Source organism: Halalkalibacter flavus, assembly GCF_036663575.1.
GTDB lineage: Bacteria > Bacillota > Bacilli > Bacillales > Bacillaceae_D > Halalkalibacter > Halalkalibacter flavus.
In genome coordinates this window covers 1-10,968 of record NZ_JAWRVK010000073.1, presented here as the reverse complement: position 1 = coordinate 10,968, position 10,968 = coordinate 1, and the positions used below count along the sequence as shown (strand labels likewise).

The following is a 10,968-nucleotide window of genomic DNA, read 5'->3' as shown; positions in this document are numbered from 1 at the left end:
AACATGTTAGCAATGGCTTCGCGCGCCGTGCGCCTTTTAAGAAGAGCACTTAAAAGGCTTAAAAGATAACGGCGGCTCCGCACATTGCTTCGATCATAAAAAAACAGGTCAAAGAGCGACCTGTTTTTTTATGATCTAGTACTTAGGTTTATGCTTACCTGACTCGATTTCATCCATGTAGTGGCATGCTGCTAGGTGACCTTCTTTCATATAATCTTCACCTTTAAGCTCTGGTGTGTCTGTTTTACACAGGTCTGTTGCGAATGGACAACGTGTGTGGAAACGACAGCCTTCTGGAGGATTAATAGGTGAAGGTACATCACCTTTTAGGATTACTCGTTCTTTCTTTTTGCCTGGTTCCGGTACAGGAATGGCTGAAAGCAATGCCTTTGTATAAGGATGTTGTGGGTTATCGAATACGGACGTTTTATCACCGATCTCAACGATGCGTCCAAGATACATAACGATAACTCGGTCAGATATATGACGAACAACACCTAAGTCATGAGAAATAAATAAATACGTTAATTTAAAATCACGTTGTAATTTCTTCAATAAGTTAATAACTTGCGCTTGAATTGAAACGTCTAGCGCTGATACTGCCTCATCACAAATAATTAATTTTGGATCAACAGATAATGCACGGGCAATACCAATACGTTGTCGTTGACCACCACTAAATTCATGTGGAAAACGGTCAATTTGGTGAGGGCCAAGACCAACTGTTTCCATAAGTTCGCGGATTTTATCAGCACGTTGTGACTTTGGAACAACATTTTGAATTTCTAACGCTTCATCTAAGATCTGACGTACAGTATGACGTGGATTAATAGAAGCATAAGGGTCTTGGAAAATGATTTGTAAATCTTTACGTTTCTTACGCATTTGTGCTTTATTTAAAGATAATAAATCATCTCCATCAAAAACAACTTCACCATCAGTCGGCTCATCAAGGCGAAGAATAGCACGCCCTGTTGTTGACTTACCACAGCCTGATTCACCTACAATACTTACCGTTTCACCTTCATATACAGTAAACGTTACACCATCAACGGCTTTAACGTGGTTAACGGTACGTCCCAGCATACCGCCTTTAATAGGGAAGTATTGTTTCAAATCTTTAACTTTCAGTAGTTCTTTTTTCATACACGTTCACCTCCGGATCGCCATCCCACTCATCCGAGTAGATCCAACAACGAATTTTGTTGCCATTTTTATCTTCTTCAAGTTCAGGAAGACGCTCCACACAAATATCACTTGCATGCGGGCAACGTGGCGAGAAACGACAGCCTACAGGCATATCAGCTGGACTTGGAACTGCTCCTTTAATAACTGATAACTCTTCGTTCTCTAAATCAATATCGTGACGCGGCAATGAATTCATTAGCCCTACAGTGTAAGGATGTCGAGGGTTACGGAATAGCTCATCGACAGAAGCATACTCTACCACTTTTCCACAATACATAACAGCTACATAGTCACATGTTTCTGCTACAACACCTAGGTCATGTGTAATCATAATGATGGACATCCCTAAGCGGTTTTGAAGATCTTTCATTAACTCTAAAATTTGCGCTTGTATCGTAACATCTAAAGCCGTTGTAGGCTCATCGGCAATCAACAATTCTGGGTTACAAGCTAAAGCCATCGCAATCATGACACGTTGACGCATTCCACCTGAAAGCTCATGTGGGTATTGATGAACACGTTTTTCAGGAGATGGAATTCCAACAAGTTTTAGCATTTCAATTGAGCGTTCAATTGATTGTTTTTTGTTAAGCTTCTCGTGAATCTGAAATGATTCACCAATTTGCTGGCCAACTGTATAAACCGGGTTTAATGAAGTCATCGGCTCTTGGAAAATCATCGATATTTCATTTCCACGGATTTTTCGCATTTGTGCTTCTGTTTTTTCAAGAAGATCTGTTCCTTTAAATAGGACTTGACCGCCCACGACTTTACCTGGGTTTTGAATTAGTCTGAGAATAGAAAGTGAAGTAATACTCTTACCAGAACCAGATTCACCAACTACTCCTAGTGTCTTTCCTTTCGGTACAGAAAAGTTGACACCATCGACAGCTTTAACCTCAAAGTTTTCCGTGAAAAACGACGTGCGGAGGTCACGAACTTCAAGAATTGTTTCATTCTTGTTATCGATCTTTGTCGCCATAAGGTTTCACACCTTTCACATATTTATATCACAATTAATTCAAGTCAATTCGTTTATTTAAGAAGCGATACGCTATATCTACAAGTAAGTTTACAGCTACGAATAATAATGAGAATACAAGAACCGTTCCTTGAACGATAGGGAAGTCACGTGCACGAATAGCATCAATAATTAAACGTCCCATTCCGTTAACAGCAAATACCATCTCAGTTAAAACGGCACCACCTAGTAATGAACCAAACTGAAGACCTACAACAGTCACAACAGGAATCATTGCATTTTTTAATGCATGGCGATAAATAACAACCTGTTCTTTCACACCTTTAGCACGAGCAGTACGGATATAATCTTGTCCAATGACTTCAAGCATACTTGAACGAGTCATACGAGCAATAATTGCAGCCCCCGCCGTTCCTAATGTGATAACTGGTAAAACAATTTGTTGCCATGAACCCCAACCAGAGGCGGCAAACCAACCTGTGTTAATTGGTCCTATATCAAAACCAATTGCAAACCATTGGATTAACATAAGTCCAAGCCAGAAGTTTGGCATCGATAAGCCAAATAATGCAACAATCATAATAGCAACATCAGTAAACGTGTAATGCTTTGTTGCGGAGATGACTCCAGCAATTAAACCGATAAAAACACTTAAAATCGTACTGTATATAGCAAGTTCAACGGTTACCCAAAACCGACCAGAGATTTCTTGAGCAACTGGACGACCACTACGGATCGAGTTTCCAAGGTCACCTTGTACGGCACCTGAAACATATTTTGCATATTGAACAGGGATTGCTTCGTTTAGGCCAAGTCTCTCACGCATTTGTTCAATCTGAGCTGGAGAAGCACTTTCACCTGCCATAATTTGAGCTGGGTCACCAGGAATGAGGTGCATCAAGCTAAATGTTAAAATCGTAACACCTATTAAAACCGGAATCGTCTGAACAAGACGACGTATGATAAAAGTAAACATGTTTTCGCACCTCTTTTCTAGTTTTTCATTTTAGGATCTAACGCATCTCGCAAGCCATCACCAAATATATTGAAGGCTAGTACAACAATAACAATTGCGATACCAGGGAAGAATGCAACATGAGGCGCATCCCACATGTAATTACGTCCACCACTTAACATAGCTCCCCATTCCGGAGTAGGTGGTTGCGCACCCATCCCAAGGAACGAAAGTCCACTTGCTGTTAAGATCGATGTTGCAATACTTAATGTACCTTGAACGATTAATGGAGAAGTTACATTAGGCAAGATGTGTTTAAAAATAATCCTTGCATCACTTGCACCTAGTGCTCTCATCGCATCAATATATTCTAATTTACGAACGGCAAGCGTTGATCCACGTACGATACGTGCAAAAACAGGGATAGAGAAAATACCAACAGCAATTATAACGTTGTTTAAACTTCCACCTAATACACTAACGATAGCTAACGCAAGTAAGATACCTGGGAAAGCAAGTAAGATATCCATCACACGCATGATGACAGTGTCCACCATTCTTCCGTAATAACCAGAAATGATTCCTAAGAACACACCTATAGTTGCTCCGATCAAAACAGAGAAAAATCCTACATATAAAGTAATCGACATTCCATGAATAATACGGCTGAAAATGTCACGACCATGGTGGTCTGTTCCAAACCAATGTTCAGAAGAAGGACTAGCTAGTTTATTAACATGGTTTTGGACGTTCGGTTCATACGGTGTAAAAGAAGGTCCAATGACCGCTACTAATATAAAGAAGATAATGAGAATGCCACCGACCATAGCTGCTTTGTTTTTACGTAGTTTTTTGTAAAAACTTTTCCATCTTTGAGCAGTAGGGCTAGGAGGTCGACTTGATGTTTCAGCGTTTTTCATAGTTTGTTCGCTCATAACATACACCCTTTCCTTTTTTATTGATTTTATATCTCCATCTTGTAACGAAGTCTGGAAATTTGACCTCGTTCAACAAGATAAATACTATTTCACAAATTCTAATTATAACATGCTGAGCGGTATTTACAACGAGAATGTTATTATTTTAATATAATGATATGTCGGATGTTGCAAACGCTGTCGTTTTTTTTGGAATTCATTTAGTGTTGGTATTATCAGAAAAATTTAATTTTGACGAACAGTCTGTCAAGTTTTCTAGCAAAGTAATTTTCAGAAAAAAGGACTTGTATTCTTTATTTTCTTGATATATAGTAATATTGGTTTGAGAACAAAGACTAATAAACAAAATAGGGGGTATTTTTTGATGAAAATGTCAAAAAATTCGTTTTTCTTTTTGGCTCTTTTATTAGCGTTCAGTGTATTTATCGCTGCATGTGCAAATGAGCCAGATGCAACTCCTACTCCTGCTGAAGGAGAAGATGCTGCAGAAGGTACTACTGAAGGCGGAGAAGGTGGCGACTTAGTTATTGCTAACCTTTCTGATGCTGTTGCGCTTGACCCGCACGGTTCAAACGACACTCCATCGAGTAATGTTGCTCAAAATATTTATGAAGCACTTGTAGAGCAAGATGAAAACATGGAACTTCAACCTGGTCTAGCTGAAAGCTGGGAAATGGTTGATGACCTTACTTGGGAATTCTACCTTCGTGAAGATGTTAAATTCCATGATGGTTCTGACTTTAACGCTGACGTTGTAAAAGCTAATTTAGATCGTATCCTTGATCCTGAAGTCGCTTCTCCACGTCAATTCATCTTTAATATGATTACAGATGTTGAAGTTGTAGATGAGCATACTGTTCGTATTACGACTGAGTTTCCTTTCGCTCCACTTCCTGCACACCTTGCGCATAACGGTGGTGGAATGATTTCTGGTGATTTAATTGCTGAAGACTATGAAGCAATGGAAGCTGGTGCTGAGCCAGGAAGTAAAATTAGTGAAAATCCTGTTGGTACAGGATATTTCAAGTTTGATTCTTGGACTCCTGGAACTGAAATTAAATTAGTGCGTAACGAAGATTACTGGGGCGAGAATGCTAAGCTTGATTCTGTTACATTCAAAGTTGTTCCTGAAGATTTAACTCGTATTGCTGAACTTGAAACTGGTGCAGCGCATATTTCTGATCCACTAAGCCCTTCTGATGTTTCTCGTGTAGAAGGTACTGATGGTATTCACGTTAACCGTCAGCCAAGTGTTTCTTTATCTTATATTGGTTTCAATGTTGAAAAAGAACCGTTTGATAACCCGTTAGTTCGTCAAGCGATCTCTAAGGCTATCAATAAAGATGCGATCATCGAAGGGATTTACGACGGTGCTGGTATCCCAGCTATTGGTCCGTTAGCTCCGGATGTATTTGGTTATGATGAGACTGTTTCTGGTCTAGAATATAATGTAGAAGAAGCCCAAGCTCTATTAGCTGAAGCTGGTTATGAAGATGGTTTCTCAACTACTCTTTGGACAAACGATAACCGTGAGCGTATTGACGCTGCTACTTTTGTTCAAGCTGAGTTAGAAAAAATCGGTATCGATGTTAGCATCGAAGTTGTTGAGTGGGGTGCTTACCTAGAGAACACTGCAAATGGCGAGCATGACATGTTCGTTCTTGGTTGGTCTACTGTAACAGGTGATGCTGACTATGGTATGTATGCGTTATTCCACTCTGATAACCATGGTGAGCCTGGAAACCGTACGTTCTTAAGCAATCCTGAACTTGATGAGCTTTTAGATCAAGCTCGTCAAAAACCAGATCCAGATGAGCGTGCGGCTCTTTATAAAGATGCACAAGAGATCCTTGTTGAAGAAGCTCCAATGCTTTACATCCATCACCAACAATTCCTTTTAGGTGTTAGTGATAATGTACAAGGCTTATGGCAGCACCCAACTGGAATTCTTATGCTTCAAGATGTAACATTACAATAGTAGGGAAACAGCTTACTCGAAAGAGTGAGCTGTTTTTTGAAAAAAATACTTGTTTTTATCTTATGTGTTGTTTATAATGAATTTTGTCAGTAACGTGGAGGAATACCCAAGTCCGGCTGAAGGGATCGGTCTTGAAAACCGACAGGCGGGTTAAACCGCGCGGGGGTTCGAATCCCTCTTCCTCCGCCATACATAAAAATGATACACTACCAGTAATGGTAGTGTTTTTTATTTCTATATGTGTTTACATTGTCGTTGAGTGGAGTGAATACAGTTGAGTGTGGATGATAAGTGGATGGAAGTTGCGTTAGAGGAAGCGAGAAAAGCTGAGGCAATTGGAGAGGTGCCTATTGGTGCTGTTCTTGTTAAGGATGGAGAGTTGATTGCAGCTGCTCATAATCGAAGGGAAATCGATCAACAAGCTTTGGCGCATGCTGAACTCGCTGTTATAAAGGAAGCTTGTCGGAATTTAGAAAGTTGGCGTTTGCTTGATTGTACTCTTTATGTCACGTTAGAACCTTGTCCGATGTGTGCAGGAGCCATTGTTCAATCGCGTATAAAGAAAGTAGTATTTGGGGCTCCTGACCCAAAAGCTGGTTGCGCTGGAACGTTGATGAATCTTTTAGATGAACCTAGGTTTAACCATCAAACAGAAGTTGTTTCTGGTTGTCTTGAAAAAGAGTGTAGTACAATCCTTACAGATTTCTTTCGGGCTTTGCGTCAAAGAAAGAAGTCGTTGAAATAAGGAATTTTAGTTTCCAGTTTGTTACGGTTGCATTTTTAGGTCAAACCATCTATACTAGGAAATGCGTCGGTAAGACGTACTAACAATGTTATTAATTTTGCCGTGCTAGGTGGGGAGGTAGCGGTGCCCTGTACTCGCAATCCGCTGTAGCGAGGCTGAATCCCCTCTCGAGGTTTTGTCACCGCAGGGTCTGACCTAAGTAAGTGGTGTTGACGCTTGGGTTCCACGCAACGGAAACCCATGAACCCTGTCAGGTCCGGAAGGAAGCAGCAGTAAGTGGCCCCTTCCGTGTGCCGTGGAGTCGCCTGGGCCGAGCTAACTGCTTAGGTAACGCCTGTGGTGGCATTATCAACAGAGGGTGCACGGTATCAATTTTTATAAAAAAGCAACTACATAATTGTAGTTGCTTTTTTTATTTCGGTAAAAGCGTTAAAACGGGAAATGATAAATTATTTCCGGGGGTCAGACCCCTTCTGTAATTACCATGTATTACTTTAAAAAATGATGTTCAATCGCTATAATAGAAGAGAGTTTAAAAAGAGGAGGAAGTGGGAGTGGGTTATCAAGCGCTGTATCGTGTTTGGAGACCGCAACAATTGAAAGATGTTGTTGGACAAGAACACATAACGAAAACGTTACAAAATGCATTATTACAACAAAAATTATCCCACGCTTATTTGTTCTCTGGTCCACGCGGTACAGGTAAGACAAGTGCGGCTAAAATCATTGCTAAGGCAATCAACTGTGAAAAGGCTCCAGTTGCCGAACCTTGTAATGAGTGTTCAGCCTGTAGAGGCATTACTTCTGGTGCAATTGTTGATGTCATTGAAATTGATGCGGCCTCCAACAATGGTGTAGATGAAATTCGAGACATTCGAGACAAAGTGAAATTTGCACCGAGTGAAGTTCGTTATAAGGTGTATATTATAGATGAAGTACATATGTTGTCTACTGGTGCCTTTAATGCTTTATTGAAAACACTGGAAGAGCCGCCTGGGCATGTGCTTTTTATTTTGGCCACAACAGAACCTCACAAAATACCACTCACCATTATTTCTAGATGTCAACGTTTTGATTTTAAGCGAATTACAAACCAAGCGATTGTATCTAGAATGCAATTTATTCTTGGGCATGATTCTATTGCAGCTGATGAAGACGCCCTCTTTATGATTGCAAGAGCTGCAGAAGGTGGTATGCGAGATGCCTTGAGTTTATTAGACCAAGCCATTTCGTTTGCGGACGAGAGTCTTCACTTAGATGATGTACTAGCTGTTACTGGTGCTGTATCTCAACAAGCTTTAACTAACGTAGTTTCTTCAATAGAAGAAGGAGATACCTTAGCCGCTCTGAGTCAATTAGAGCAGCTGTTACAGGATGGAAAAGATCCTAATCGTTTTGTAGAGGATTTAATCTATTATTTTCGCGATTTACTCCTTTTCAAAAATGCCCCAAAGGCAGGAGATCTGTTAGAACGAGCAAAGGTGGATGACTATTTTAAGGAGTTGTCCGATAAATTCGATGTTCATTGGTTGTATCAGGCTATTGAATCTTTAAATGCCAGTCAGCAAGAAATGAAGTGGTCTGCACATCCGAAAATCTTTTTAGAACTCGCCTTACTAAAGCTGGTCAATCAAAAGAAAAGTGAGGTTACCACAACGAGTTCGATATCCTCGAGTGAGGTAGAGGAATTAAAAAGCAAGATTGTCTTACTTGAGAAGAGGCTAGAAAATGTACAACCTGGCCAAGTTGTTTCGCAAACTGAAGGGAGTCAAGCGCCTAAGCAGCGGAGGGTTAAAAAGGTGCCTGCGCAAGCTCGAAATGGGGCAGCAAGGGTGAAAGAAACGTTAAAAGACGCTGATAAGCGCCACTTACAAGTTGTTACTTCTAGGTGGGGAGATGTAATGGAACGGATAAAAGTAAAGAGTGTTCCTGCACATGCTTGGCTAAGTGATTGTAAGCCAGTCGCCTCTTCTGCATCTACAGTTGTCTTAGCGTTTCAAAATGAAATGCATCGTGATATGATGGATACAAAGTTTCGAGAGGTATTAGAAGCTATTATTCAGGAAACTTTGAGTGGGCAGTCAACTTTTGCGACTCTTCTTCATGCGCACTGGGAACAAGTAAAAGAGGATTATGTAGCCAAACAAAAGGGTTCTACTAAAGAATCGGATGTCAGTGACTCTTTAGTAGATGAAGCTGTAAAGCTAGTTGGTGAGGATTTAATTGAATTTAGTGATTCTTAAAATACGGGAGGTTTTTATTGATGAAAAACATGGGTAATATGATGAAGCAAATGCAAAAAATGCAAAAGCAAATGGCGAAAGCACAAGAGGAATTAAAAGAGAAAACGGTTGAAGCGACAGCAGGCGGTGGAATGGTGACTGTAGTTGCAAGTGGAGATAAACGAATTTTAGATGTGACGATCTCGGAAGATGTAGTTGACCCTGACGATGTAGAAATGTTACAAGATCTTATTTTAGCTGCTACAAATGAAGCATTGAAAAAAGTGGATGAGCTAGTAGAACAAGATATGGGTAAGTTCACAAAAGGAATGAATATTCCTGGAATGTTCTAGGAGGGGACGATTTGCAGTATCCTGAACCAATAGCTAAATTAATTGAAGGATTTATGAAATTGCCAGGTATCGGACCTAAAACGGCTAGCCGCCTGGCTTTTTTTGTTTTGGATATGAAGGAAGACGATGTGCTTGATTTTGCTAAAGCGTTAGTAAATGCGAAACGCAATCTGACTTATTGTTCAGTTTGTCATAATATTACTGACACAGATCCTTGTCGTATTTGTGAGGATCAACACCGAGACAAGTCGTTAGTTTGTGTCGTTCAAGAAGCGAAAGATGTTATCGCGATGGAAAAGATGAAGGAGTATCGTGGAGATTATCATGTTCTTCAAGGGGCTATTTCTCCGATGGACGGGATTGGCCCTGAAGATATAAAGATTCCAGAGCTTCTTAAGCGTCTTCAAGATGACACGATACAGGAGGTTATTATTGCAACAAATCCAACAATTGAGGGAGAAGCTACGGCGATGTACATTTCGAGACTTGTTAAGCCGACAGGTATTAAGGTAACTCGAATTGCTCATGGACTACCAGTAGGCGGTGACCTAGAGTATGCTGATGAAGTTACACTCTCAAGAGCGATTGAAGGGCGAAGAGAGTTGTAAATATCGTAGTTACGTATAACCTTCATTAAATAGATTATACGATAAGGTGGATTGAATCTTGTTTCGTAAAAAACAAAAACTTCGTAAACAGGAAAACGCTCAGTTATTTAAACATCTTGAAGAGCAGAAGGAAAAGCTTGATAGTGAAAAACAACTTATTCAAAGAAGTATTGATCCATCTGATGATGTGTTAAACAGGGCGAAAGTAACAGAGGCTGTTTATTCATTCTTGTTAAGAGAGGCAAGGAAACGTCAGGTTAGTAAGAACGAACTGCGCTAAGTAGTTTGTTCTTTTTTTGTTTCTGGCAGCATATGAATCATTAAGACAAGCTTAAAATGAGGTGGGAAAATGGATCCGATTATTTTAATTGCTTTACTTGCGGGATTGGTTGTTATTCTGTTAGTTGTCGGTGCTCCGATGAAACCTGTGCGTTTTTTAGGGAATATTGCAGTAAAAGTAGTGATAGGTGCACTTATGCTCTTTTTTGTAAATACATTTGGATCCTTTATTGATTTTTATATTCCGATTAATGGTGTTACAGCAGCTGTTTCTGGTTTGCTAGGTATACCAGGTGTTGTTCTTCTTATTGTAATTAAACAGTTTATTATTTAATGAAAAAAATGGACATGTCTTTCCTTTAGTTGGACTGTTATAAAAGCAGTTCAACTTTTTTGTTTATTTATAGTTGCATTAGTTTTTATCGTGTGGTATATTATTTCTTGTCGCCATAACGATTTGAAAAATCAACAAAAAAAACAATTTGACATTATAATTTCATTTTGTTATGATAATTAAGTCGCTATAAACGACACATTAGTTCTTTGAAAACTGAACAAAAGCCAAGCGAAATAGAGATACATGATATCTCGTTAATTTCTTAGTGATTTTTTAAATCACATAAAGTATCGTTAGCGATACATTTTGAGCTAATCAGCTTACCATTTTTATGGAGAGTTTGATCCTGGCTCAGGACGAACGCTGGCGGCGTGCCTAATACA

The 10,968-nt window shown here is 39.7% G+C and carries 11 protein-coding genes, 1 tRNA gene and 1 other RNA gene; 9 read left to right on the top strand and 4 right to left on the bottom strand.

Annotation, left to right across the window (positions count from 1 at the left end; all coding sequences use genetic code 11):
- Positions 1 to 135 precede the first annotated feature (135 nt).
- Genes SAY88_RS23770 through SAY88_RS23755 form a run of 4 tightly spaced genes read right to left on the bottom strand, consistent with a single transcriptional unit; the run spans position 136 to position 4,060 of the window.
- Positions 136 to 1,146, bottom strand: coding sequence for an ABC transporter ATP-binding protein (locus SAY88_RS23770; protein ID WP_332634857.1), 1,011 nt, complete (start codon positions 1,144 to 1,146; stop codon positions 136 to 138).
- The gene (locus SAY88_RS23765) at positions 1,121 to 2,170 is read right to left on the bottom strand and encodes an ABC transporter ATP-binding protein (RefSeq protein WP_332634855.1); all 1,050 of its coding nucleotides are present in this window, start codon (positions 2,168 to 2,170) and stop codon (positions 1,121 to 1,123) included. Before SAY88_RS23765 ends, SAY88_RS23770 begins: the two co-directional genes overlap by 26 nt.
- A 34-nt stretch (positions 2,171 to 2,204) precedes the next feature.
- On the bottom strand, positions 2,205 to 3,146 hold the full coding sequence (locus tag SAY88_RS23760) for an ABC transporter permease (protein ID WP_332634853.1): 942 nt from the start codon (positions 3,144 to 3,146) through the stop codon (positions 2,205 to 2,207).
- A gap of 17 nt (positions 3,147 to 3,163) precedes the next feature.
- Positions 3,164 to 4,060 (bottom strand): ABC transporter permease, encoded by an 897-nt coding sequence (locus SAY88_RS23755; protein WP_250098729.1) that lies wholly within the window; start codon positions 4,058 to 4,060, stop codon positions 3,164 to 3,166.
- A gap of 367 nt (positions 4,061 to 4,427) precedes the next feature.
- Between SAY88_RS23755 and SAY88_RS23750 the strand changes: the two genes are divergently transcribed.
- The 9 genes from SAY88_RS23750 to SAY88_RS23710 all read left to right on the top strand — a co-directional run bounded on the left by SAY88_RS23750 (position 4,428) and on the right by SAY88_RS23710 (position 10,582).
- Positions 4,428 to 6,041: a glutathione ABC transporter substrate-binding protein gene (locus SAY88_RS23750; protein ID WP_332634850.1), complete on the top strand. Its 1,614-nt coding sequence runs from the start codon at positions 4,428 to 4,430 to the stop codon at positions 6,039 to 6,041.
- 96 nt (positions 6,042 to 6,137) lie between these two features.
- Positions 6,138 to 6,230, top strand: a tRNA-Ser gene (locus tag SAY88_RS23745).
- 85 nt (positions 6,231 to 6,315) lie between these two features.
- A complete protein-coding gene (gene tadA / locus SAY88_RS23740; protein ID WP_431308914.1) occupies positions 6,316 to 6,786 on the top strand; it encodes a tRNA adenosine(34) deaminase TadA in 471 nt (156 codons plus the stop codon).
- A gap of 100 nt (positions 6,787 to 6,886) precedes the next feature.
- An RNA gene (ffs, locus tag SAY88_RS23735) (signal recognition particle sRNA large type) lies at positions 6,887 to 7,152 on the top strand.
- Positions 7,153 to 7,340: 188 nt separating this feature from the next.
- Positions 7,341 to 9,029: a DNA polymerase III subunit gamma/tau gene (gene dnaX, locus SAY88_RS23730; protein ID WP_332634849.1), complete on the top strand. Its 1,689-nt coding sequence runs from the start codon at positions 7,341 to 7,343 to the stop codon at positions 9,027 to 9,029.
- A gap of 20 nt (positions 9,030 to 9,049) precedes the next feature.
- Entirely contained in the window at positions 9,050 to 9,361 is a 312-nt protein-coding gene (locus SAY88_RS23725; protein WP_250098732.1) for a YbaB/EbfC family nucleoid-associated protein, read from the top strand.
- An 11-nt stretch (positions 9,362 to 9,372) separates the two neighbouring features.
- A complete protein-coding gene (gene recR, locus SAY88_RS23720; RefSeq protein WP_034634150.1) occupies positions 9,373 to 9,969 on the top strand; it encodes a recombination mediator RecR in 597 nt (198 codons plus the stop codon).
- A 58-nt stretch (positions 9,970 to 10,027) separates the two neighbouring features.
- The gene (locus SAY88_RS23715) at positions 10,028 to 10,249 is read left to right on the top strand and encodes a YaaL family protein (protein WP_250098733.1); all 222 of its coding nucleotides are present in this window, start codon (positions 10,028 to 10,030) and stop codon (positions 10,247 to 10,249) included.
- A 69-nt stretch (positions 10,250 to 10,318) separates the two neighbouring features.
- Complete coding sequence (locus SAY88_RS23710) at positions 10,319 to 10,582, top strand: pro-sigmaK processing inhibitor BofA family protein (protein ID WP_332634845.1); 264 nt, start codon at positions 10,319 to 10,321, stop codon at positions 10,580 to 10,582.
- Positions 10,583 to 10,968: the final 386 nt, after the last annotated feature.